This is a genomic window from Pseudoalteromonas sp. Z9A4 (assembly GCF_011378845.1).
In the GTDB taxonomy this organism is placed as follows: domain Bacteria; phylum Pseudomonadota; class Gammaproteobacteria; order Enterobacterales; family Alteromonadaceae; genus Pseudoalteromonas; species Pseudoalteromonas arctica.
Genome location: NZ_WTLA01000002.1, coordinates 170,998 through 193,284 on the forward strand (window position 1 = coordinate 170,998; position 22,287 = coordinate 193,284).

Consider the following 22,287-nt stretch of genomic DNA (forward strand, 5'->3'; position numbering starts at 1 on the left):
AAAAATGAATAATTATGCAGCAGTTGTTTAGTTAACTTGCCAGTTTGATGCGTTAAATCACAAAAGTTTACGACTATGGTCGAAAATATACTTGAAATAGACAGGATAAATTTGTTTTTAGTCGCTAATTTCATTATCTTAAGAGCCACAAATGTTTCCTACCTCAAATTACGGAGAATTCCAATGAAAGTTGCTGTATTAGGTGCTGCAGGCGGTATCGGCCAAGCGTTGTCTTTATTATTAAAAACAGGCTTACCAGCTGGCTCTGAATTATCACTTTATGATGTTGCACCAGTAGTACCAGGTGTTGCGGTTGACCTTTCTCACATCCCAACAGATGTTAAAGTAGCAGGCTTTGGCGCAGACGAATTAAACAAAGCGCTTGAAGGCTCTGACATCGTTCTTATCCCAGCGGGTATGCCACGTAAACCAGGTATGGATCGTGCTGATTTATTTAATGTAAATGCTGGCATCATCAAAACTTTAGCAGAAGGCATTGTTGCTAGCTGTCCTAAAGCGTTAGTAGGTATTATTACTAACCCAGTAAATGGCACAGTTCCAATCGTTGCTGAAGTATTCAAAAAAGCAGGTACTTACGACGCTAAACGCGTATTCGGTATTACTACGCTTGACGTTATTCGTTCAGAAGCATTTGTTGCTGAACTTAAAGGCGTAGACGTAGCAACTGTGAAAGTACCAGTAATTGGTGGTCACTCAGGCACAACTATTCTTCCTCTACTTTCTCAAGTTGAAGGTGTTTCTTTCACTGATGAAGAAGTTGCTGCACTTACTCCACGTATCCAAAATGCGGGTACTGAAGTTGTAAATGCTAAAGCAGGCGGTGGTTCAGCTACGTTATCTATGGGTGCTGCTGCAGCTCGTTTTTGTATGTCTTTAGTTAAAGGCCTACAGGGTGAAGAAGTTGTAGATTACGCTTACGTTGCTGTTGAAAATGGCGATGCAGAGTACTTTGCACATCCAGTACGTTTAGGTAAAAACGGCGTAGAAGAGATTCTTTCTTACGGCGAACTAAGCGCATTTGAAACAAAAGCAAAAAATGACATGCTTGAAACACTGAAAAAAGACATCAAAGAAGGTGTTGATTTCATGGCGTAATAGCCAAAGTAGAATAACAAAAAAGCCTGCATTTGCAGGCTTTTTTATTGCTCAGAATTAATTTCACACTGTGTAACTAGTTAAAACTAGTGGTCGCGGTCAACCGCAATACGAGCAAGGCTTACGAGTGCTTGCTTATAGTCAGACTCAGCTAAAAAGTCTAAACACGCAATAGCTTTGTCAGCTTCAAGCTCTGCTTTTTGCATTGTAAATTCAAGCGCATTAGTTTGCTTTAGTGCCGATAGAATTTCTTCTAAATGCTCCATACCATTACTGTGCTCTATTGCATCACGAATAAGCTGCGTTTGCTGCTCGCTACCATGTTGCATAGCATAAATAAGTGGAAGCGTTGGTTTGCCTTCAGCTAAATCATCACCAATGTTTTTACCCAACTGCTCAGCATCTGCATTGTAATCGAGTACATCATCTACTAGCTGAAACGCAGTACCTAAATGCATACCATATAGGTTTAGTGCATCGAGAGTAGTTTGGTCTTGCTCAGTAATAATGGCAGCAAGGCCTGTCGCTGCTTCAAACAACTTAGCTGTTTTAGAGTAAATAACCTGCATATAACTGGCTTCGGTTGTATCTGGGTCGTTGCAGTTCATTAACTGCAATACTTCACCTTCAGCAATAATGTTTGTTGCATCGGCAAGTACTTGCATAACCTGCATTTTTCCAAGGCCAACCATAAGCTGAAATGAACGAGTGTAAATAAAGTCACCAACCAATACGCTAGCAGCATTACCAAATTCAGCATTTGCTGTAGGTGTGCCACGTCGTAAGTTTGATTCATCTACAACATCATCATGCAATAGCGTTGCTGTATGAATAAACTCAACAATTGTTGCAAGTGTTATGTGATCTTTACCCTGATAACCGAGCGCTTTGGCTGCTAAAATCGCGAGCATTGGACGAACGCGTTTGCCGCCACTGCTAACTATATATAAACCAAGCTGATTAACTAACGCCACATCTGAGCGCATTTGCGCATGTATAAGTTGATTGACGTCATTCATATCGCTTTCGATTAACGCCTGGATAGCTTTTATATCCATTGATCTCCGAGCCAATTTTTATGTGTGAACGGCGCAGATTGTACAACAAAAAATGCACTAGCTCGATATTTTGTGACGATTGATTGAAAAAACACTATTAAAGTACTTAATTTAGACTGAATTAGCCAAGATAACTGATTAATTGATAATCAATATACAGTTTATGGTGTGCTTAGATATTAAGCTGTGAGGGTCATATTTGAGTACATTAATTTATTTCGACTAAGAGTTAAAAAGCGCTTGGCAAAAGGGCTAATTAATATAAAATGGGGTAAATATTGAATTGCTCTCAAAGCAGCTACTTTTTATTCATTTTAATTACAAAATAGGCTTGCTAGTTATTTCGCGTTAGCGTAAACTTCGCGCCCTATCGAAGAATATTTTAGTTGCGCCGATTTGAGGGTGCACAGACGGAGTTAATTATGTACGCGGTTTTCCAAAGTGGTGGTAAACAGCATCGTGTGACTGAAGGTCAAACGATTCGTCTTGAAAAATTAGACGTTGAAACTGGTGCGGCAGTAGAATTTGATTCAGTACTTTTAGTTGCTGATGGTGAGAAAATCGAGATCGGTGTACCGTTCGTAAACGGTGGCAAGATAACAGCTGAGGTTGTTTCACATGGTCGCGGTGAGAAGATTAAGGTTGTTAAATTTAGACGCCGTAAGCATTCTCGTAAGCAAATGGGCCATCGTCAATGGTTCACTGAAGTTAAAATCACTAGCATTAGCGCTTAATTAGAGGTACTTAGAAATGGCACATAAAAAAGCAGCTGGTAGTACTCGTAACGGTCGCGATTCAGAAAGCAAACGCCTAGGTGTTAAGCGTTTTGGTGGCGAATCAGTTCTAGCGGGTAGCATCATTGTTCGTCAGCGTGGAACTCGTTTCCACCCTGGTACTAACGTAGGTATCGGTAAAGACCACACTATCTTCGCAAAAGCAGATGGTAAAGTTCAGTTTGAACAAAAAGGTCCTTTAAACCGTAAATACGTAACTATCGTAACTGAGTAATCAGTAAGGTAGTTAAAAACCCCGCCTTTGCGGGGTTTTTTGTTTTGTAGTCAGTCAAAATATATACCCAAGCCTGCATTTGTGTTGGCTTGGGTATATAATAGAGTTATTAAACAAGCCAATCCCTAAAGTGAGTAATCATGAAGTTTGTAGATGAAGTAGAAATTCGCGCAGAAGCTGGAGACGGTGGCAGCGGTATCGTGTCTTTCCGTCGTGAAAAATATGTTCCAGATGGTGGACCAGACGGCGGTGACGGTGGAGACGGTGGTAGTGTTTATCTACAAGCTGATGAAAACTTAAATACCCTAATTGATTATCAGTTTGAGCGCTTTCATAGAGCTGAACGTGGTACTAACGGTCGTAGCCGTAACTGTACAGGCCGAAAAGCCGATGACTTATTTGTTATGGTGCCTGTAGGCACGCGCATCATGGATGTTGATACCCAAGAGGGACTTGGCGACTTAACTCAAGATGGTCAACGAATTTTGGTTGCAAAAGGTGGTTTCCACGGCTTGGGGAATGCACGTTTTAAATCAAGTACTAACCGAGCACCTCGTCAAAAAACATTGGGCACACCCGGTGAAGTACGTAACTTAAAGTTAGAGTTACTATTATTAGCTGATGTAGGCTTACTAGGATTACCAAATGCAGGTAAATCTACGTTTATCCGCAGTGTATCTGCAGCAAGACCAAAAGTAGCTGATTACCCATTCACGACGCTTATTCCTAATTTAGGTGTGGTACGTCCTGAAGCAAATAAATCATTTGTTATAGCCGATATTCCGGGTCTAATTGAAGGTGCATCTGATGGTGCAGGCCTAGGTATTCGCTTCTTGAAGCATTTAGAGCGTTGTCGTGTGTTATTGCACATTATTGATGTAATGCCGGTAGATGGTTCAAACCCTGTTGATAATGCATTCTCGATTATTAACGAGCTACACCAATACAGTCCTAAATTAGCTGAAAAACCACGCTGGTTAGTGTTTAATAAAATAGATTTATTACCAGAAGATGAAGCAAAAGCGCTATGCGAAGCGATTGCAGAAGAGCTGGGCGAAACTGAAAATATTTATCACATTTCAGCAATTAATAAACTTAATACTCAACCTTTAATCCACAACATAATGACACTACTTGATAGCATGCCTAAAGAGAAGTTTGTACAAGTTGAAGATGAAGAAGTTGAATTTAAGTGGGATACCTATCATGAAAAAGCCACTAAAGGTAAAGGCAATGATGATGATTGGGACGACTGGGATGAAGATGATTACGACGTAGAAGTTGTCTACGAGCGTTAATTAAATAGAATTTATTAAAAAGGAGCTTATGCTCCTTTTTCTTTTTTTAAGAATAAAGTACTAGGTGTTTATTATGATAATTTCAATGATTGCAGCCATGGCAAATAACCGTGTAATTGGCCTAGATAATAAAATGCCATGGCATTTACCAGCAGATCTTCAGCATTTTAAAAAAGTAACTACGGGTAAACCTGTGATCATGGGTCGTAAAACTTTTGAGTCAATAGGCCGTCCTTTACCTGGGCGTCGTAATATTATTATTACTCGAAACAGCGAATATACTGCAGAGGGTATTGAAGTAGTAACTACGCCAGAGGCCGCACTAGAACTAGTTTGTGCAGTTGAAGAAGTGATGATTATTGGTGGTGGTAATATTTATGAGCAATTTTTACCAAAAGCAGAACGCCTGTATTTAACCTTTATTGATTTAGATGTTAAAGGCGATACACAGTTTCCTGATTACAATAAAGTAGCTAATTGGGGCATAAAAGAAGAGCAAGAAAATCTCCCAGACGAAAAGAATAAATCTAGTTATAAATTCGTAACCTTATATAAAGAACATTAACATTATTGCGTAATTTTTAGTAGGTTGGTATAATATTAAACAGTCTATATAAGAATAAAGTACCATAAAGGGTTTGATATGTTTAAATTACCAAAGCTAGTTGTAGTTACTGTTGTTGTAGCAGTAAGTTCGTTTTCGTACACAGCACCTGCAAATGCTGAAGATCAGTTAGCAGTATCTATTTGTGAATATATTGCGGCAGACGATAAAAACCGATTACGTAGTAAGCTTAAAAGCTCTCGCGTGAAAATTCGTAATATTTATGATGCAGTGCAATGTAACGGTAATAACTTGCTACGTCATGCCGTTGCTAGTAATGCAGTGGATACTGGTGAGTATATAGTTAAAAACTTATCAAAAAGTGCGTTAGCTGATGGTGCTGACATTAGTTGGGTAGAAGGCAATTTTGCTAGCTCACCGCTTATTGCAGTGATTAAAGAGCGTGCTGGTCTTTAGTTATAATAATATTTATAGCTTTACCATTGATAAGAATACGTTCAAAGATTTATAAGCCTAGGGTTGTTACAAATAATAATACTAGGCTTTTCTCCTTTCCTCCCAACATATACATTGCTTAATTATACTTCCAAAAAATCATTAATAAGTTTCACAACTTACTAACTAGCTTTAAACTGCTAAAAATATGAAGTCTTTCTTTAAAAAAATAGCTTAAAATTTACTTCTTCAAAAGATGTGGCTTTATTCAGCTGGTATCTATTTTGTATCTGTTATTTTATTTACAAACTTAATCACTAAGGATAGATATGAAAGCTGTTATTCCAGTAGCTGGCTTAGGGACGAGAATGCTTCCTATGACAAAAGCTATTCCAAAAGAAATGCTCCCAATAGTCGATAAACCTTTAATTCAATATATTGTCAGCGAATGTGTATCTGCCGGTATTAAAGATATTGTATTGGTTACACACAGCTCTAAAAATGCAATCGAAAACCATTTTGATACAAGCTATGAACTAGAAGCCACTCTTGAAAAACGTGTTAAACGTGCTTTATTAGATGAAATTCGATCTATTTGTCCGCCTGATGTAACTATTATGAGTGTACGCCAAGGTGAAGCTAAAGGGCTAGGGCATGCTATTTTGTGCGCTAAGCCAATAATAGGAGACGATAGCTTTGTAGTACTCCTTCCAGACGTGATACTTGATGCTTATACTGCCGATCAAGAAACTGAAAACTTAGCTGCGATGATTAAACGTTTTAAAGAAACTCAAGCAAGCCAAATAATGCTTGAGCCGGTAGCTAAAGAAGACGTTAGTAAATATGGTATTGCTGATATAAACGGTGTTGAGTTAATGCCAGGTAAAAGTGCTGCAATTAAAGCGATGGTTGAAAAGCCTGATGCAGACTTAGCACCTTCAAATCTTGCTGTTGTAGGGCGATATGTACTGAGTAAAAATATTTGGCCTCTACTAGCAAAAACCTCTGTAGGTGCTGGCGGTGAAATACAGCTTACTGATTCTATTGACGCATTAATGGCACAAGAAACCGTTGAAGCATTTTATATGAGTGGCCGCTCTCACGATTGTGGAGATAAGCTCGGTTATTTAAAAGCAATTGTAGAGTACAGTATGCGGGATAAAAAGTTAGGTAATGACTTTTCTCGCTTTATAAACGATTTAAATTTACCTTAACTGCAGAGCAATAAATTTCATGAAAACTATAGAAGCTAAAATAGCTTTCATGAAATGTAGTGAGCTCGGTCTATAGACCTTTACTATACAGCTCTGGGTTACGTAGTATGTTTGTTACTTATTCTGTATTAATCTTTTCAAGGAACTACCATGATTGAGCAAGGCCAAGAATTACCAGCAGTTACACTAACGCAATTAACTGACGATGGTATGCAGTCTCTTACAAATAAAGAGTTGTTTGAAGGTAAAAAAGTCGTGTTATTTGCAGTGCCAGGTGCATTTACACCAACGTGTTCAAATGCACATCTACCTGAATTTATTACTCTTGCTGATAAAATTAAAGCGAAAGGTATTGATGCTATTTACTGTGTATCTGTTAATGACGCATTTGTTATGAAAGCATGGGGCGACTCGCAAAACGCGCAAGAAATTACAATGCTTGCTGATGGCGATGGAAGTTTCACTAAATCGTTAGGGCTTGATAAAGATACCGCTAGTTTTGGTGGTGTACGCTCAACGCGTTACGCTATGATTGTTGAAAATGCAGTAGTAACTGGTTTATTTGTAGAGCAAGACAAAGAGTTTGTTGTAAGCCGCGCAGAATCAGTATTAGAGAAGCTATAACAGTAATAAGGTGTAGGTTTTAGCTCTAATTAATCAGCAACTTACTATTTAAAAACCGATGTTGGAAACAACATCGGTTTTTTATTTACGGCTCAAACTTTAAATTACGGTTGGTATTGCCCGCTAATTGTTAAACCAGAGAAAGTGCTATAAGCGTTAACGCTTAAATGCCAAGTACCTGCTTGTGGAGCGGTAAATGTACATGTTTCTGCATTGCCATTTTTATAAGGGCGACAATCGTACGTAGTTGTTGTTGGTTGGCTTCCATATTTTACAAATAAGTCTGCATCGCCACTTCCACCCGACGTTGTTACTGTGAACGTACTCATTCCTGCAGGTACATCTAACGTGTAATGCTTCCACTGACCAGTATTGCCTGTCACATCGTTTATAGTGCCGCCGCCAGCTTGTGGAGCGCCTGTACCGCCGCCAGACGATGAACCACCAGTAATATTACCCACCAAGCTCACAGCTGAATATGCAGAGTAGCCATTAAGCATTACGTGATAAGTGCCCGCTGTTGGATTATCAATAGAACACTCTTCGCTATTACCACCTTTATAAGGGCGACAATCATAGGTAGTTGTCGTTGGTTTTCTGCCTGCACGTACGTATAAATCAGCATCACCAGTGCCACCACTCATAGTGAACGTGACGTTAGTTGTACCGCTTGGCACTGTCATAGTGTAAAATGCTTGTGCATTTGCTACGCCACTTAAACCTGTTTTAGCTTCACCACTAACAAGTTCATTATTGCCACCTGTTGGTGGAGTTGTACTGCCACTTGCTGCTGCAACAGCTGCGGCTGCATCAACAATACCCGTACCACAGTTAGTACATGTAGCAGGGAACGCACGGGTTGTTGATTTTAAAATACTTTCTATTTCATCAGGCGTTGCATCTGGTTTTGCTTGCTTAATAAGTGCCGCAACACCTGCTACGTGAGGTGCAGCCATTGATGTACCTTGCGAAAAACCGTAACTGTCGCTTGAAGGTGTAGACGAACCAGAGTTATAAGTTGATAGAACGCCTTCAGAGTCGTTTGCAAAACTTTGCGCGCCACCCGGTGCTGCAACATCAATATTGCTACCGTAGTTTGAGTAATAAGCTCTGCCGCCATTACGGCCCACTGATGCTACGTTTACTACACCATTACAGTTACCTGGGTTGTAGTTTGCTGAGTTATCGTTATCGTTACCTGCAGCAATAACTACCACAGTGCCGTTACTACGCGCGGTGTTAATTGCATTTTGAGTTGTAGAGCTACATGAACCGCTGCCGCCTAAACTCATGTTTATTACATCTGCAGGGTTTGAGTTAGCAGGAATACCTGAAACACTTCCACCAGATGCCCAAATAATACCGTCTGCAATATCTGAGGTTAAACCACCACACTTACCAAGTACACGAACAGGCACTACTTTTGCGTTATAAGCTACGCCTGCAACGCCTTCGCCGTTATTGGTTACCGCAGCAACTGTCCCGGCCACATGCGTACCATGCCAGCTAGAGTTTTGTGCACCGTTAGTGCCACATTCATTCGCAGCAACTGCATCACCAGGATCACGTGCATCGCTATCGCGACCACCGCCATCATTTGCTACCGATAGGTTAGATATCATATCGTAACCCGGTAAAATATTAGCGTTTAAATCAGCATGAGGGCGGTAGCCCGTATCTAGTACAGCAACAACTACACCGCTACCCGTTGCGGTATCCCATGCGGTAGGTAAGTTTAAACCACCGGCTTGCTCGTAGTAGTGCCATTGGTCATCAAAGCGTGGATCGTTAGGAGTTGAAAACGGCTTTAACATTTGATCCACTTCAATGTATTCAACATTACCTGAATCAATCATTTCTTGCATAAACTCTTGGGCTTCTGCTGTACTTAATTTTTTATCAGCACGCATTACGTGATGGTTGTTAAGTGCCATTGCACGAATGTATTTTGCTTTTACTTGGCCTTTTTTAGAAGCGAAGCTTTTAACAAAGCTTTGTGCGCGCTTTTTCATGCTAGACGGGCTTGCGTCTGCAGTTGAGAGGCTCGCCATTTCGCTATTATTTTTATATTTAATAATGAACTGAGTTTCAAAGCCGCCTTGGCTTTGTAGTTTAGCCGATGTTTCAGCCACTGAACTTGAAACTGATTGAGCCATGCCAGATGTTGCTGCAAAAAGCGTACTAACTGTAATTGCAATTGCGCATCTTTTAAAAGTTTTACTTGTTGTCATAATTATCCCTAGATTTTATTTATTATTTCGTGATGTAAGATCACGATGCGGGAACAAAAGTAAACGATCTGTTAACTAGGTTAAAATATCAAATTATTATGTACCTCTTTCATTTAGTTATAACTCAGGTTTTTAGCGGTTTACTCGTCGTTTAGTATTTGTCGTATAAATTAAAAACAGGTATAAAGGATTGATTTGTTGTGCAGGTAATTAGTCATCACTTATTACTGATGCGATTTTGTTGTGTTATTACTAATAATTTAAATGCTGCGTTGTTAGCTATTAAACTTTGCTATAATCGAGCAAATTTTTTAATGAGATAAATAAATGACCCAAGTAGATGTAATTGTAATAGGTGCGGGAGCAGCAGGGTTAATGTGTGCAGCGCAAGCTGGATACCGTGGCCGAAGCGTTACAGTACTTGATATGGGGAAAAAACCAGGTCGTAAAATTTTAATAAGTGGTGGTGGGCGTTGTAATTTCACTAACGAAAACGCAACGCCAGATAACTATTTATGTGGAAACTCTCATTTTGTTAAATCATGTTTAAGTCGCTATACGCAGCATGACTTTATTGAGCTGGTGGACAGACATGGCTTGGCGTATCACCATAAAACATTAGGCCAGCTTTTTTGCGATAACAATGCACAAGACATTGTGGATATTTTACTGACCGAATGTGAGTGGGCGGGAGTAAATATAAAGCTACGCAATGAAGTGATCAGCGTATCAAAGACCGAAACAGGCTATAGCGTTACCACAGAGCAAGAAACATTAAGCTGTGAATCGTTAGTCATTGCATCGGGTGGCTTAACCATGCCAAAACTGGGTGCAACGCCAATAGGCTATAAAGTAGCACAGCAGTTTGGATTAAGTGTATTACCAACCATGGCCGCCCTTGTGCCATTTACTTTGCATCAACACGATAAAGAGCGCTTTGAAGGGCTGTCGGGAATTAGTATCCCTTGTGAGGTTTCAAGCGAAGATGGCACCGTATTTAAAGAAAATATCCTCTTTACTCACCGAGGGTTATCAGGCCCTGCAATATTGCAAATAAGCTCATTTTGGCGAGCAGGGCAGGCTGTCACTATAAACCTGCTACCTGGAATTGATTTAAGGCAGCAACTTGCTGATTGGCGAGAAACGCAGGCCCAAAAGTCTTTAAAAAACAGCCTTGCGACTATTTTACCTAAACGCTTTATAGAAATACTGCACGAAAGCAAAGCGATACCAGATTGTAATATTAATCAGCTTACACATGCTCAAATAGATGAGTTAGTAAATTACATTCGCGCTTGGCAAATTAAACCCAATGGCACTGAAGGCTATAGAACAGCAGAAGTAACACTCGGTGGTGTAGATACCGACGAGTTGAGCTCAAAAACCTTTGAAGCCAAAAAAGCCAAAGACCTATACTTTATAGGTGAAGTAACCGATGTAACGGGTTGGTTGGGAGGCTACAATTTTCAGTATGCTTGGAGCTGTGGATTTGCCGCCGGACAGTATTGTTAAGTGTTTATAAAGCGTAAATAGTTTAACTTTGTCTAAGTATATTAAAAATTATAGTTCAGTAGGCTTAAATAAAATTAGATTTACTGAAAGCACATAGAACCTAGTATCTTATCGTATTTTTGTTATTATTTACCCACTCGGTGACGCTAATTTTATTAAGCTATCGCTCACCTAGAGGGTTAAATAATTTACGCATTCACGTACGCTATACACACTTCTTATTTGTTCACGTTTTATCACCTAAAACACGCCGCTGTTAAAATTTATAACCGCAATACTTGAATGCTCTTTTACTCAACCAGCCTGTATTTTTGCAATTTACTATTTGGCTTCTCAGGTATTGTCATTTCAATTAGCGCTGCATCTATAGCTGGTTTAAGATAGCGCTCTCTAAAATGCTTTCTATCTTTTAAATTCAATTTTGCCTGTAATTGTTTTCGATTTAAAGAACCTTCCACTTGGTATAGTACATTTAACAAGGCTTTAACTTGTGGGGTTTCTTGGGGTTTGTGTGTGAGGTGTTTTTCTTGGGGGGTTGCCTCTTTGTCTGATAATGAATCACTAAATGCTAAAAGCATACGTAAAATATTTTCGAGCATGTATTCTATGAATGCGCAGGAGTCACCTGTTTCTGTACTGTTACCTATTGCTGTATGGTACTGCTCTTCACTTATCGCGACAACGCTTTCTATAGGTATTAGAGCAAATAATGGATTCCATTGTTTTAATATTTGAGTGTGCCAAATGCACCCAATACGGCTATTACCATCAACAAAAGGATGTATAAATTTAAGTTCATAATGAAACACTGAACTTTTTATAAGTGGGTGTTGGTCTGAACTAGCAAGCCAATTAAATAGCTCTTCCATCATTTGTGGAATATGCAACGCTTGTGGAGCCATTTGCAATTTTTTGCCGTTATCGTCGACATTGCTAGAACGGTAATTACCTGCACCACGCCCTCGCGATAGCATGAGAGTTTTATGTCCACTCAAAAGGTCATTACAGAGATTTGTATCCCAATTATCTAATTGGTTATACGTGTTAATAATATCGTTTTTCTCTCGATCAATTTCAGCCGATAAGAAGTTATCATTATGGTGTAGTGTATCTATTTTTCGGCTTGTTAAATCACTGTTTTCAACAGCGAGAATGCTTTGAATCTGGTTTTTAATAATGTTCTCGCGATCTTGATTTATGTTGTGTTTACTATAAAAAGCAGACAACTTACCAAGGGCTTCGGCAATATCAGAAATATAATGAATAGTTTTTGTTGTGATCGTGAAGGGAGGTTGAAATTGACTCATGAAATAATACATTTTAAGCTTTAATTCTGTCTATAAGATACGCTGATCTCATTCAAAAGTCAGCGTTATTGTTACAATTTAAATTATTAGCAAAAGATAAAGCCCTCTTTATAAAAAGGGCTTGAATAAGCAGTACTTAAAGGCGGCAAATGATAACCAATTAATTTGTTAGGGTGAAAATCTGTTTTCACTCTTCTATAAATGCTTCGCCTTGTGTCATCCACTTAGCAGCAGGTTTCCCTTTTAAGTAATGATCAAAGTACTGCATCATACGCACTGAAAAATCGACCTGATTAGGAAACTTTTTCAAGTGGTGTGGTTCACCTTCATATTGTAAAAATATAGCGTCTTTTCCTGCACGGCGTAGGGCTAAGTAGTACTGCACGCTCTCATGCCAAGGCACTGCATCATCTTTGTCGCCAGACATTATTAAGATAGGCGTATTAACTTTGTCTGCAAAAAATACTGGTGAGTTTTCTATGTAAAGCTCTGGTGCTTCAAATAAGTTTTTGCCAATACGGCTTTGCCCTGTTTCGTATTGAAATTGACGAGTAAGGCCCGATTTTAAACGTATGCCACTGTAAGCACTTGTCATGTTTGATACTGGAGCGCCAGATACAACCGCTTTAAACATATCTGTTTGGGTTACCATAAATGCACTTTGATAACCCGCCCAAGAGTGACCTTGTAAGCCTATTTTATCTGGGTCGGCTATGCCTAAATCTATTAATTTTTGGGTGGCGTTTATCATGGTTTGCGTTGACGATTTACCCGGGTGACCTATTTCAAAACGAATATCAGGTAAAAACACCGCATAACCGTTTGAGGTAAACATAGGGAAGTTAGGGCGATGGTTTAATTCCATTTTAGGAAAATCAAACATGCGCTGACTCATGTAACGATAAAAATACACAACCATAGGCACTTTATCGCCTTTTTTATAACCCGCAGGCTTTATTAATACGCCTTGTAAGTCTTCGCCATCAAAGCCTTTATAACTTATTAGTTCTGGCTTTTCGCCCCAGGCAAAATTACTAATTTGTGGGTTTAGCGTGGTTACTTGTTTTGGTGCGCTAAAGCTAAAATCTGTTTGGTAGTAATCAGGAAATTGGCTATAAGTTTGCGAGGTAAATAAATACTTGTCAGCCTTTTTGGCTTTTTTAACCATATCAAAGCGTTTATTACCGCTAAGCACGTTAGTTAGTGTGTTAGTGGTTAAGTCGAGCTTTGCAACTTCGCTTTGTTTAGTTTGTAAGTTAATAGCAGAGACAAGTAATGTATCGCCTTTTTTAAAGCCCACTTGGGTTTTATCAAGCTTAATAACACGGTACTGCGTATTGCTTTGCTTACCATTAGTTAGGCGTTTAGCTTGCTGCGTTTTTACGTCAAATGCCCAAATATCGTATTTACTATAAGCAAGCACTTGGCTGCTATCGGCCATCCAACCAGCAAAACCATAACCAGGTTGAGTAGATGGGTAGTCGTGTTTATCATCAGCAAAGGTTGCCTGAATCGCTTTTGTAAGCGGTGTTACTTTATTATTTTTTAAATCTTTTAACTGTATTTGGCTATCGCTAAAGTAAGCCGCAAACTCTCCATTAGGTGCAAGGTTCGGTTTAAACGGGTAGTTACTAATAATGGGAGTTTGTTTACCGGTGTTTATATTTACTGCAAAGTAATCAGCAAAAAAACCGCCGTACATTATTTTTTCTAGGTAGGGAATGTTAGATGAGCCAAGTAAAGACACATCTCGCTCAGGGTTTAGTGCAACCTCAGGCATGTTTGGTGTACTAAGTTGCGCAACTTTTTGCGAGTTAACGTGATATACCGCGCTGTAATGGCGGTTTTTATTAACTTCGTTCCATTGCTGTTCTTCACGCGGTTTTATTTGCGCATCGTTGTTGTGCCATACATCTAAACCTTTATGTTCACGTATGGTATCAAAGTCGTACAATGAGGCTTCGTCGGTATATTCTTTGGCTTTTACTTTAGCTGCTAATTTTGGATGGTTTTCAAAATATAAGCGCTCGCCATTTTCTGACCATTTAAGGGATGCTGTTTTACCTAAAACCCAGGTTTTATCAGGTGAGGCTATTGTTGAAAGTTTATCGTTTTTATATAGCTGTAAAGTGTAGCTTCGACGGCGCGTGTCATCATTTACATAATTACCTAATGTAAATGCTGCAATATTGTCAGTTGGGTGCCACGCTATTTTATTTGCGATTACGCCTGGTTCATCAATTAATACGCTGCTATTAAAGTCACTTAGCTCAATTAACGCTATTTGGTTGTTATTACCATCGCTGTAACTTTGACTCACTAATAGCTGGCTGTTGGCTGAGTTAATAGCATAGCTAAATACGTTTTCTATTGTATGGGTGCGTTTATCAGATAAATTTACGATAACAAGCGCATAGCTCTTATCTTTTTTATCGGGCGTGATAGCGTTGTCTTCTTCGTTTTTAGTGCTATCGGTTTTATCTTCTACTTTTGCGTCATCGTCTTTTTTATTCAAACGATAAACAAGCCACATACCGTCATCAGATAACGTGTAATCTTTTACATCAGCAAAGCTTTGTTGGGCACCTGATTGTGTGTTTAAGAGTACCAGATTGTTTTTAAGTGTGTCTTTTTTTTTGGTTGTTTCTTTTTCAAGTAAGGTAGGTACTTGTGTAAAAGCGACCCAGTTAGCGGCTTTATTAATATGAGGCTTAGTGCCGCGCTCTACTTCTGCGATGAGAGTATTGCTTTGTAGTGAGTAAACTTGGCCAGTTGCATTTCCACGATACGGCGTTGCACTAAAAGTGAGTACTTGACCATTGTCAGATAGTTGCGTGCTTTTAGCTGATTTAAAACTAAAAACGTCTTTAAATTGTAGCGATTCTTTGGCGTGTATGCCGGTGCTAGTTAAGCTGGCAACGAGTGCAGTGCTTAATAAGGTGAGTTTTGTTTTCATTATTGATTCTCGTATTATGACATTGTTTCATTGTAACGAGTTTGGTTCATAATTCGAGCGGATCAGTTAAATGGCAGCTACATACGACAAAACGACCCGCAGGTCGTTTTTTGGTATTTAATTTATTAATTGAGCAGTAATTACAGCCAAATTTTTTGTAGCTCAAGCCATTGTTTTTCAAATTGAACACTTGGCTTTGCTTTAAAGTCACTACGTACAAACTGATTCATTTTGCCTTCAACGTAGGCAAGTAAAAAGTTTGCAAGTGTAAGCTCATCACTTTGGAAGTTTTTACCTTCACGTAATTTACGCTCACGAAGTACTTGTTTAAACTGAGTTTCTAGTTTTTCAAACAGACTTTGTACCCGCTCGCGTAAACGTTCCTGCTCACCTTGTAATGCGTCGCCAGTTAAAATACGAGTAATGCCTGGGTTTTTTTCAGCAAAGGTTAGAAGTAATAATAGAATGTTATAAATGCGCGTTTGGCTTTCTTTTTCGTTTTCAATAATAATATTTATACGAGATAAAAGGGTATCTTCAATAAACTCAATTAGGCCCTCAAACATACGCGCTTTGCTCGGAAAATGACGGTATAGCGCGGCTTCAGACACACCCACCTCAGCAGCTAGTTTTGCTGTGGTGATACGTTGTCCTAAATTAGTTTCTAACATTTGTGCGAGTGCTTGCAGTATTTGCTCTTTGCGATTACTTCTTTTTGTCGCAGGCATGAACATTCCTTTTTATTAGTTATTCTTAGTGGCGCAGTTAAGAACCCTAGTCATTTTTTGTTCAAATGATTGGCGTATGTTAATGTTTTATTCAGTTTGTTTCCAGCCTTTTTATAGATGTTTAGCCAGCTGTTCGATCACCTTGCGAGCTATTTCTATTTTACTTGTAGTTGGTAATTCTAGTTGTTCGTTATGCCAGTACAGTGTTAAAGCATTATGATCGGAATTAAACCCTAAGCCACTTTTTGATACGTCATTAGCGCAAATCATATCTAGATTTTTATTCTTTAGTTTACCTTTAGCATAGCTTTCTACATTTTGAGTTTCGGCGGCAAACCCCACAGTATAAGGACGATTTTGTTTAAGATTGGCAATAGCTGCAATTACGTCAGGGTTTTTAGTTAAAGTAAGAGTGAGTTCGTCGCCTTGCTTTTTCATTTTTTGAGTCGCAATGTTTGCAGCTCGATAATCCGCAACAGCAGCGCAACCTATAAAAGCATCTGATTGTGGTGCATAGGTAAGTGACTCAGTTAATAGCTCCTCAGCGCTTTCTATATTGATAAGGTTTACGCCAGTAGGGGCTTTTATAGTGACCGGACCCGAAATTAAATTAACCTTAGCACCGAGTTGCAACGCGGCTTCTGCCAGTGCATAGCCCATTTTTCCAGAGCTGTGATTTGATATAAAACGTACCGGGTCGAGAGGCTCACGCGTTGGGCCTGCTGTTATTGTAATTGTTTTTCCTGCAAGTAATTGCGGTTGCTCTTTTGCTATACATAGCGCAACTAGCTCATGAGGCTCTAACATGCGTCCAGCGCCTATATCACCACACGCTTGCTCACCTTTACCCGGGCCCCAAATAAGTACGTTACGTGCTTTTAATGTGGCTAAATTAGCTTGTGTTGCTGCGTGTGCATACATTTGCTGGTTCATGGCTGGTGCAACTGCGACTTTTGCAGGCGTTGCTAGCAGTAACGTCGTTAGTAGGTCGTCAGCAATGCCGGCTGCCATTTTAGCAATAATATTACACGTCGCTGGAGCAACTAAAATTAAGTCAGCCCATTTTGCAAATTCAATATGCCCCATTGAAGCTTCAGCGGAAGGGTCTAGTAATGAGTCAGAGACTGTTTCCCCACTAACGGCTTGCATGGTCAGTGGTGTAATAAAGTGTTTAGCTGATTCAGTCATAACTACTTTTACTTCACAACCAGAGTCTTTTAATCGCCTAACGAGTTCTGCACATTTATAAGCTGCAATACCGCCGGTAATACCTAGTACAATTTTTTTGTTTGTTAAGTTAGTCATGGATGTTCATCAGCTTTTATTAAATATTGGGCTTAAAATAACAAATCTTTACCCATACAGCGAAGTTTTTTAATTCGAAATAACAGGCTAAATTTCAAATTTGCATTACATTTATAAGACACTTTCGCCTCTCAAGGATGAATAATGCAACTTACTTCACTACCAAACTCACTTCGACCTCGTGAAAAGCTCATAGCAAAGGGAGCTAAGGCGCTGACTGACGCAGAGCTTCTTGCCATATTTTTACGAACAGGGTTACCGGGAATGAATGTAATTGAGTTGGCTCAGCATTTATTAAACGAGAATAAAACACTTCATAATTTGTTTAATGCCAGCATTGAGGAGTTTTGCTCTCAAAAGGGGTTAGGGACCGCTAAGTATGTTCAGCTACAAGCTGTGTTAGAGCTAAGCCAACGTTATATGCAGGAGCGTTGCCAACGAGACGCCGTGTTTAATTCGCCAAACTCAGTTTACGATTACCTAACAATTCAAATGCGAGGTTTGCAACAAGAAGTATTTATGGTGTTATATCTGGATAGCCAAAATAGATTAGTAAAAGATGAAATACTTTTTTATGGCACAATTAATTCTGCCAGCGTTTATCCGCGTGAAGTGGTAAAGGCTGCCCTTAAAAATAATGCAGCCGCTGTTATTTTTGCGCATAATCATCCAAGTGGTATTGCAGAACCGAGCCAAGCAGACAAACTTATTACTAATAAATTGCAGCAAGCACTGCAATTGGTCGACATAAGTGTGCTCGATCACATCATTGTTGGTGGAGAAACGTGTGTTTCGTTTGCCGAGCGAGGCCTGATTTAGCTTTGTTAGATACAGAAGTGTGTTAAAAATGAGCTGTTTAACGTGTTTTGGCAAATTAGTTTAATTTAAATGCAGTTTTTACTTTCCCTAAGGGCATTCGATCTTTATAATTAGCCGCTATCAAATTTACATATATGAGCTGATTGGATAGATCAGTGTTTGATCTTTGCCTGTAAAAGCTGTATAAAGAGCGCCCTTCGATTTATCTCTAGGGCGGAAATACACGGCCTTAGATTAAATTAAGCTCGAGCGAAGTTATTGGAGATATATAGACATGTCTAAAGTATGTCAAGTTACAGGTAAGCGTCCTGCGGTTGGTAATCACCGTTCACACGCGAGAAACGCGACTAGACGTCGTTTCCTACCTAACCTACAAACACACCGTTTTTGGGTTGAAAGTGAAAAACGTTTTGTAACATTACGCACTACTACTAAAGGTATGCGTATTATCGATAAAAAAGGCATCGACACGGTTCTTACAGAAATCCGTGCTCGCGGCGTTAAAGTTTAAGGATCTGAATCATGCGCGATAAAATCCGTTTAGTTTCAACTGCCGGTACTGGTTTTTTCTACACTACTGACAAAAACAAACGTAACATGCCTGAGAAGATGGAAATCAAAAAGTTTGATCCAAAGATTCGTAAACATGTTCTTTTTAAAGAAGCTAAAATTAAGTAATTTTAGTTCTTTTAGAATTTAAAAACCCAGCTTAGGCTGGGTTTTTTGTTTTTTAAAATATGATTAGTGAATTGATATAAAAAAAACCTCGTTGGCATAACCAACAAGGCTTTTAAATAAAAAAACGTTATACCAATAGCATTAAATTAGTGAGCTATTTAATGCGATAAAATAATCATGTTTTTAATAAAATTGGTATCATTAGATTTTTGTGAATGCATCTTGTAGTGGTGGTACTACTTGCTTTTTACGGCTCAGTACACCATCTAACCATACTTTATCATTCTCTGGTTTTACACCGTAAGCCTGTTCAACTAAGTTTGCATCGTCAGATACAATTAGCATTTCTGAGCCTTCTTTCATTATATCGGTAAGCAGTAAAAATACAGAGTGGCGATTACCCTCAACTTTTAGCTTAGCAATATCGGCTGCAAGGTCTGCTTTAATATCGTCAAAAACAGCAAGGTCGATTACTTCTAGTTGGCCAATGCCTACTAGGTTACCGTTCATGTTGAAATCTTTAAAGTCACGCATTACTAAATCACGTGCTGGTGTGTTTTCTACCGCAGATTTAACGCGGAACATATCCATACCAAGTTCTTTAAAGTCTTCTACGCCTGCAATTTCAGCTAGCGCTTCAACACATTTAATATCGGCAGTGGTACATGTTGGTGATTTAAATATGACTGTGTCGCTTAAAATTGCACACATCATAATGCCCGCGATGTCTTTAGGGATTTCTACGCTGTAGAAGTCGTACATCATTTTAATAATGGTGTTTGAACAACCAACAGGACGAATCCAACATTCAAGCGGAGTAGATGATGTTAAGTCACCTAATTTGTGGTGATCTACCACGCCAACAACGCGAGCTTGGTCGATATCATCGGGTGCTTGTGTTTTTTCTGTGTGATCTACAATATACACATCTTCACCCGCGTAGCTTAATTTAAGCTCTGGTGCTTCGAAGCCAAATTTATCAAGGATAAATTGAGTTTCAGGTGAAATTTCACCAAGACGAGTTGGAATTGCAGGCTCATCGATTTGGTTTTTTAAATAAGCCAGTGCAATTGCACCACAAATAGAATCTGAATCTGGGATTTTATGGCCCACTACATACATAGACATTGACGGAACTCCTTTAAATTTGCCGATATTCTAACAAAGTCTGCGGCCTTTAACATATAGACAGCGCAATTAAGTTTTAGTTACACTTTAAAATCTTGAATTTACTAGGTGTATTAATATGCGACTGGGCCGTAAAGGTTGGAACAACGTTATAATATTTTCGATGTTGATTATGATCTTCTTCTTAAATGGCTGGCATAAGCAACTTTTGGGAGGGGAGGATAAACCAACATTACAAGCCGTACTCCCCCAGCAAAGTTTTGTACTGACACTGCAATTTGTTGATCAAAAAATTGAGCGAATAGGAACAAGCTGGCGTACAACCCCACTACAAAAAGACATACCGCTTGTGTGGCAAGCATCTGAGCAGCAACTTAGTGATTTAATTAACCAATGGCAAAGCGCACAGTTAATGGGCGTTAACGAATCTGTTGTTTTTAATCATAATGCGCCTTTATATGTTGCTACATTTGAGTTGGCTGGTGAGAGTTTACCTTGGGTTTATTTGCTTTATAAAGGCGATGGGCAATATTACTTACTCGAAAAGAGTAGCCAACGAATACTCGCACTCGATTTAAAAACTGCACAGCAGTTATTTCCTAGTTTTGATTTTTCACAAAGTGAGTCTAATTAATGCCTGAATTACCAGAGGTAGAAGTGAGCCGAATGGGCATCACTCCCCACGTACAAAACCAAGTTGTCACAAAGGTAAATATTTACAATGCCAGTATGCGCTGGCCTGTGCCAGATGACGTGTATCAACTTGAAGGGCTAATTGTTACTAGTATTGAACGACGAGCTAAATACTTACTTTTACACTGTGAGCTTGGGAGCACTATTTTACATTTGGGTATGTCAGGTAATTTACGTGTTGTAGATAAAAGTGAGCCGCTTAAAAAGCATGACCATGTAGAGTTTATTTTTGGCAACGGTAAAGCACTGCGCTTAAACGATCCTCGTCGCTTTGGTTGCTGCTTATGGCAAGAGCCAGGTGAAGTGCATAAGCTACTCTCTAAGCTTGGTCCTGAGCCGCTTACCGATGACTTTTTTGCTAAACGCGTGTACGAACAGTCGCGCAATAAAAAAGTACCCGTAAAGCAATTTATTATGGATAACGCAGTGGTGGTTGGTGTTGGTAATATTTACGCGAATGAATCGTTATTTAAAGCGGGTATACATCCAAAGCGAGAAGCGGGAAAAGTATCGCTCAAACGTTATCAAGCACTTATCCCTATTATAAAAGACACGCTTGCTGCAGCTATTATGCAAGGTGGTACAACGCTTAAAGACTTTGCACAAAGTGATGGTAAGCCTGGGTATTTTGCTCAAGAGTTATTGGTATATGGGCGCAAAGGCAAGCCATGTATGACGTGCGAAAACGAATTGGAAGAAATTAGATTGGGGCAGCGTAGTACTATTTTTTGCTCAAATTGCCAAAAGTAGTTATCCAGGGCGTGTTGACCTTTCGTGATTGATTTTGCAGCAGACTGTTTGGTATTTAGGCAAGGCAGAGCCTATGTAATGTGGTTATTCCCCATAAATTGGCGATAACACAGCATAAATGCCAAACATGCGCTGCCCTTTGGGTTCTTTCTAGGGGCGATTAACTCTTTGTTGCTCGATTTTTACTTAGCCCGCTAGGTTACAAACCTCGCGCCGCGATTAAATCGCCCCTAGATTGAACAAATTTCAATCCACAAAGATCAACACGCCCTAGTTATTTGAATATTCAGTTATTTAAATTTTATCGATTCTAAATTTAATGATATTTAAGGGCCAGCTTTAAAAGCTGGTCCTTTATTTTAAAGCTCGAACGGTGCTACACCGACCGCTTTCATTTTATATCCTACCTGCGCTATTTCGCCCGACCATGTTTCAGTACTTATTATTCCAGTTACAACAATTGCGTCGTATAGGCTATCTATTGGCACGCCACCTTTAATCGTTACATGGACTATTTGATTTGGTGGAGGCGGCGGTACATGTATACAGGCGCCAAAATAAGGAACGAGTAAAAACTCGGTAATTACTTCGCTATCGCCCTCAAGCGGCACAACGAAACCAGGCAAACTCACCGATTGACCATCAAGCGCTTTTACTACTGGAGCATCCAAATCGGGTTGTACCCAGTTTTGATCGCTACCTTCGTGGTTAGCTTGTGCTTGCGTGTCTATTTGCACATGGTTTTTAGGGATTAAGTCTTCCCAAAAAATTTCTTTTGGTGGATTAGCATAACTCGCTACGCTTATAAATAATAAGCCAATAGCAGCAATGTACTGAAAAGCTGTTTTAAAAAATGTCATAA

Annotated in this window: 22 protein-coding genes; 14 read left to right on the forward strand and 8 right to left on the reverse strand. The window is 39.3% G+C overall.

What is annotated here, in order from left to right; all coding sequences use genetic code 11:
* Nucleotides 1-183: 183 nt before the first annotated feature.
* Complete coding sequence (gene mdh, locus GQR54_RS02435; protein ID WP_007586102.1) at nucleotides 184-1,116, forward strand: malate dehydrogenase; 933 nt, start codon at nucleotides 184-186, stop codon at nucleotides 1,114-1,116.
* Between the two features lie 86 nt (nucleotides 1,117-1,202).
* Here mdh and ispB read toward each other — a convergent pair whose 3' ends face one another.
* Nucleotides 1,203-2,174 carry an octaprenyl diphosphate synthase gene (ispB, locus tag GQR54_RS02440; protein WP_166376432.1) on the reverse strand — a complete coding sequence of 324 codons (972 nt, stop codon included), beginning with the start codon at nucleotides 2,172-2,174 and terminating at the stop codon, nucleotides 1,203-1,205.
* A gap of 422 nt (nucleotides 2,175-2,596) precedes the next feature.
* Here ispB and rplU point away from each other — a divergent pair, with 422 nt between their 5' ends.
* From rplU to GQR54_RS02475, 7 genes are all read left to right on the forward strand, one after another.
* Nucleotides 2,597-2,908, forward strand: a complete 312-nt coding sequence (rplU, locus tag GQR54_RS02445) for a 50S ribosomal protein L21 (RefSeq protein WP_002957748.1) — start codon at nucleotides 2,597-2,599, stop codon at nucleotides 2,906-2,908.
* 16 nt (nucleotides 2,909-2,924) lie between these two features.
* Nucleotides 2,925-3,182, forward strand: coding sequence for a 50S ribosomal protein L27 (rpmA, locus tag GQR54_RS02450; RefSeq protein WP_002957747.1), 258 nt, complete (start codon nucleotides 2,925-2,927; stop codon nucleotides 3,180-3,182).
* A 140-nt stretch (nucleotides 3,183-3,322) separates the two neighbouring features.
* Complete coding sequence (gene cgtA / locus GQR54_RS02455; protein ID WP_007586086.1) at nucleotides 3,323-4,480, forward strand: Obg family GTPase CgtA; 1,158 nt, start codon at nucleotides 3,323-3,325, stop codon at nucleotides 4,478-4,480.
* Nucleotides 4,481-4,553: 73 nt separating this feature from the next.
* On the forward strand, nucleotides 4,554-5,045 hold the full coding sequence (gene folA, locus GQR54_RS02460) for a type 3 dihydrofolate reductase (protein ID WP_166376433.1): 492 nt from the start codon (nucleotides 4,554-4,556) through the stop codon (nucleotides 5,043-5,045).
* Nucleotides 5,046-5,123: 78 nt separating this feature from the next.
* Nucleotides 5,124-5,501, forward strand: a complete 378-nt coding sequence (locus tag GQR54_RS02465; protein WP_166376434.1) for a DUF3718 domain-containing protein — start codon at nucleotides 5,124-5,126, stop codon at nucleotides 5,499-5,501.
* A gap of 308 nt (nucleotides 5,502-5,809) precedes the next feature.
* On the forward strand, nucleotides 5,810-6,694 hold the full coding sequence (gene galU / locus GQR54_RS02470) for a UTP--glucose-1-phosphate uridylyltransferase GalU (RefSeq protein ID WP_166376435.1): 885 nt from the start codon (nucleotides 5,810-5,812) through the stop codon (nucleotides 6,692-6,694).
* A gap of 150 nt (nucleotides 6,695-6,844) precedes the next feature.
* Complete coding sequence (locus GQR54_RS02475) at nucleotides 6,845-7,318, forward strand: peroxiredoxin (protein ID WP_166376436.1); 474 nt, start codon at nucleotides 6,845-6,847, stop codon at nucleotides 7,316-7,318.
* Nucleotides 7,319-7,422: 104 nt separating this feature from the next.
* Here GQR54_RS02475 and GQR54_RS02480 read toward each other — a convergent pair whose 3' ends face one another.
* Nucleotides 7,423-9,549 (reverse strand): S8 family peptidase, encoded by a 2,127-nt coding sequence (locus tag GQR54_RS02480; RefSeq protein WP_166376437.1) that lies wholly within the window; start codon nucleotides 9,547-9,549, stop codon nucleotides 7,423-7,425.
* 327 nt (nucleotides 9,550-9,876) lie between these two features.
* Here GQR54_RS02480 and GQR54_RS02485 point away from each other — a divergent pair, with 327 nt between their 5' ends.
* Nucleotides 9,877-11,061, forward strand: coding sequence for an NAD(P)/FAD-dependent oxidoreductase (locus tag GQR54_RS02485; RefSeq protein WP_166376438.1), 1,185 nt, complete (start codon nucleotides 9,877-9,879; stop codon nucleotides 11,059-11,061).
* A 290-nt stretch (nucleotides 11,062-11,351) separates the two neighbouring features.
* Here the strand turns inward: GQR54_RS02485 and GQR54_RS02490 are convergent, their stop codons facing one another.
* The 4 genes from GQR54_RS02490 to coaBC all read right to left on the reverse strand — a co-directional run bounded on the left by GQR54_RS02490 (nucleotide 11,352) and on the right by coaBC (nucleotide 17,357).
* The gene (locus GQR54_RS02490; RefSeq protein WP_166376439.1) at nucleotides 11,352-12,368 is read right to left on the reverse strand and encodes a Fic family protein; all 1,017 of its coding nucleotides are present in this window, start codon (nucleotides 12,366-12,368) and stop codon (nucleotides 11,352-11,354) included.
* Nucleotides 12,369-12,555: 187 nt separating this feature from the next.
* Nucleotides 12,556-15,324 carry a prolyl oligopeptidase family serine peptidase gene (locus GQR54_RS02495; protein WP_166376440.1) on the reverse strand — a complete coding sequence of 923 codons (2,769 nt, stop codon included), beginning with the start codon at nucleotides 15,322-15,324 and terminating at the stop codon, nucleotides 12,556-12,558.
* Nucleotides 15,325-15,464: 140 nt separating this feature from the next.
* Nucleotides 15,465-16,052, reverse strand: a complete 588-nt coding sequence (gene slmA / locus GQR54_RS02500; RefSeq protein WP_007581932.1) for a nucleoid occlusion factor SlmA — start codon at nucleotides 16,050-16,052, stop codon at nucleotides 15,465-15,467.
* Nucleotides 16,053-16,163: 111 nt separating this feature from the next.
* Complete coding sequence (gene coaBC, locus GQR54_RS02505) at nucleotides 16,164-17,357, reverse strand: bifunctional phosphopantothenoylcysteine decarboxylase/phosphopantothenate--cysteine ligase CoaBC (RefSeq protein WP_165725159.1); 1,194 nt, start codon at nucleotides 17,355-17,357, stop codon at nucleotides 16,164-16,166.
* Between the two features lie 144 nt (nucleotides 17,358-17,501).
* Between coaBC and radC the strand changes: the two genes are divergently transcribed.
* The 3 genes from radC (at nucleotide 17,502) to rpmG (ending at nucleotide 18,854) form a co-directional block, all read left to right on the forward strand.
* Complete coding sequence (gene radC, locus GQR54_RS02510; protein ID WP_007581936.1) at nucleotides 17,502-18,176, forward strand: DNA repair protein RadC; 675 nt, start codon at nucleotides 17,502-17,504, stop codon at nucleotides 18,174-18,176.
* 274 nt (nucleotides 18,177-18,450) lie between these two features.
* Nucleotides 18,451-18,687: a 50S ribosomal protein L28 gene (gene rpmB / locus GQR54_RS02515; RefSeq protein ID WP_004335549.1), complete on the forward strand. Its 237-nt coding sequence runs from the start codon at nucleotides 18,451-18,453 to the stop codon at nucleotides 18,685-18,687.
* An 11-nt stretch (nucleotides 18,688-18,698) separates the two neighbouring features.
* Nucleotides 18,699-18,854: a 50S ribosomal protein L33 gene (rpmG, locus tag GQR54_RS02520; protein ID WP_004335545.1), complete on the forward strand. Its 156-nt coding sequence runs from the start codon at nucleotides 18,699-18,701 to the stop codon at nucleotides 18,852-18,854.
* A 201-nt stretch (nucleotides 18,855-19,055) separates the two neighbouring features.
* Here rpmG and GQR54_RS02525 read toward each other — a convergent pair whose 3' ends face one another.
* Complete coding sequence (locus tag GQR54_RS02525; protein ID WP_166376441.1) at nucleotides 19,056-19,982, reverse strand: manganese-dependent inorganic pyrophosphatase; 927 nt, start codon at nucleotides 19,980-19,982, stop codon at nucleotides 19,056-19,058.
* A 118-nt stretch (nucleotides 19,983-20,100) separates the two neighbouring features.
* Here GQR54_RS02525 and GQR54_RS02530 point away from each other — a divergent pair, with 118 nt between their 5' ends.
* The gene (locus GQR54_RS02530; RefSeq protein ID WP_166376442.1) at nucleotides 20,101-20,616 is read left to right on the forward strand and encodes a hypothetical protein; all 516 of its coding nucleotides are present in this window, start codon (nucleotides 20,101-20,103) and stop codon (nucleotides 20,614-20,616) included.
* Nucleotides 20,616-21,425 carry a bifunctional DNA-formamidopyrimidine glycosylase/DNA-(apurinic or apyrimidinic site) lyase gene (mutM, locus tag GQR54_RS02535; protein ID WP_007581941.1) on the forward strand — a complete coding sequence of 270 codons (810 nt, stop codon included), beginning with the start codon at nucleotides 20,616-20,618 and terminating at the stop codon, nucleotides 21,423-21,425. The genes GQR54_RS02530 and mutM overlap by 1 nt, the downstream gene beginning before the upstream one ends.
* A gap of 359 nt (nucleotides 21,426-21,784) precedes the next feature.
* Here mutM and GQR54_RS02540 read toward each other — a convergent pair whose 3' ends face one another.
* The gene (locus GQR54_RS02540) at nucleotides 21,785-22,285 is read right to left on the reverse strand and encodes a DUF3299 domain-containing protein (protein WP_007581943.1); all 501 of its coding nucleotides are present in this window, start codon (nucleotides 22,283-22,285) and stop codon (nucleotides 21,785-21,787) included.
* Nucleotides 22,286-22,287: the final 2 nt, after the last annotated feature.

What these genes read in the sequence shown, in the direction of transcription:
- galU (WP_166376435.1), top strand. Translation starts at nt 5,810, where the DNA reads ATGAAAGCTGTTATTCCAGTAGCTGGCTTAGGGACGAGAATGCTTCCT.
- slmA (WP_007581932.1), bottom strand. Translation starts at nt 16,052, where the DNA reads ATGCCTGCGACAAAAAGAAGTAATCGCAAAGAGCAAATACTGCAAGCA.
- GQR54_RS02485 (WP_166376438.1), top strand. Translation starts at nt 9,877, where the DNA reads ATGACCCAAGTAGATGTAATTGTAATAGGTGCGGGAGCAGCAGGGTTA.
- cgtA (WP_007586086.1), top strand. Translation starts at nt 3,323, where the DNA reads ATGAAGTTTGTAGATGAAGTAGAAATTCGCGCAGAAGCTGGAGACGGT.
- GQR54_RS02465 (WP_166376434.1), top strand. Translation starts at nt 5,124, where the DNA reads ATGTTTAAATTACCAAAGCTAGTTGTAGTTACTGTTGTTGTAGCAGTA.
- GQR54_RS02480 (WP_166376437.1), bottom strand. Translation starts at nt 9,549, where the DNA reads ATGACAACAAGTAAAACTTTTAAAAGATGCGCAATTGCAATTACAGTT.
- folA (WP_166376433.1), top strand. Translation starts at nt 4,554, where the DNA reads ATGATAATTTCAATGATTGCAGCCATGGCAAATAACCGTGTAATTGGC.
- radC (WP_007581936.1), top strand. Translation starts at nt 17,502, where the DNA reads ATGCAACTTACTTCACTACCAAACTCACTTCGACCTCGTGAAAAGCTC.
- GQR54_RS02490 (WP_166376439.1), bottom strand. Translation starts at nt 12,368, where the DNA reads ATGAGTCAATTTCAACCTCCCTTCACGATCACAACAAAAACTATTCAT.
- ispB (WP_166376432.1), bottom strand. Translation starts at nt 2,174, where the DNA reads ATGGATATAAAAGCTATCCAGGCGTTAATCGAAAGCGATATGAATGAC.
- mdh (WP_007586102.1), top strand. Translation starts at nt 184, where the DNA reads ATGAAAGTTGCTGTATTAGGTGCTGCAGGCGGTATCGGCCAAGCGTTG.
- rplU (WP_002957748.1), top strand. Translation starts at nt 2,597, where the DNA reads ATGTACGCGGTTTTCCAAAGTGGTGGTAAACAGCATCGTGTGACTGAA.
- mutM (WP_007581941.1), top strand. Translation starts at nt 20,616, where the DNA reads ATGCCTGAATTACCAGAGGTAGAAGTGAGCCGAATGGGCATCACTCCC.
- GQR54_RS02495 (WP_166376440.1), bottom strand. Translation starts at nt 15,324, where the DNA reads ATGAAAACAAAACTCACCTTATTAAGCACTGCACTCGTTGCCAGCTTA.
- GQR54_RS02475 (WP_166376436.1), top strand. Translation starts at nt 6,845, where the DNA reads ATGATTGAGCAAGGCCAAGAATTACCAGCAGTTACACTAACGCAATTA.
- coaBC (WP_165725159.1), bottom strand. Translation starts at nt 17,357, where the DNA reads ATGACTAACTTAACAAACAAAAAAATTGTACTAGGTATTACCGGCGGT.
- rpmA (WP_002957747.1), top strand. Translation starts at nt 2,925, where the DNA reads ATGGCACATAAAAAAGCAGCTGGTAGTACTCGTAACGGTCGCGATTCA.
- rpmG (WP_004335545.1), top strand. Translation starts at nt 18,699, where the DNA reads ATGCGCGATAAAATCCGTTTAGTTTCAACTGCCGGTACTGGTTTTTTC.
- GQR54_RS02530 (WP_166376442.1), top strand. Translation starts at nt 20,101, where the DNA reads ATGCGACTGGGCCGTAAAGGTTGGAACAACGTTATAATATTTTCGATG.
- GQR54_RS02525 (WP_166376441.1), bottom strand. Translation starts at nt 19,982, where the DNA reads ATGTCTATGTATGTAGTGGGCCATAAAATCCCAGATTCAGATTCTATT.
- rpmB (WP_004335549.1), top strand. Translation starts at nt 18,451, where the DNA reads ATGTCTAAAGTATGTCAAGTTACAGGTAAGCGTCCTGCGGTTGGTAAT.
- GQR54_RS02540 (WP_007581943.1), bottom strand. Translation starts at nt 22,285, where the DNA reads ATGACATTTTTTAAAACAGCTTTTCAGTACATTGCTGCTATTGGCTTA.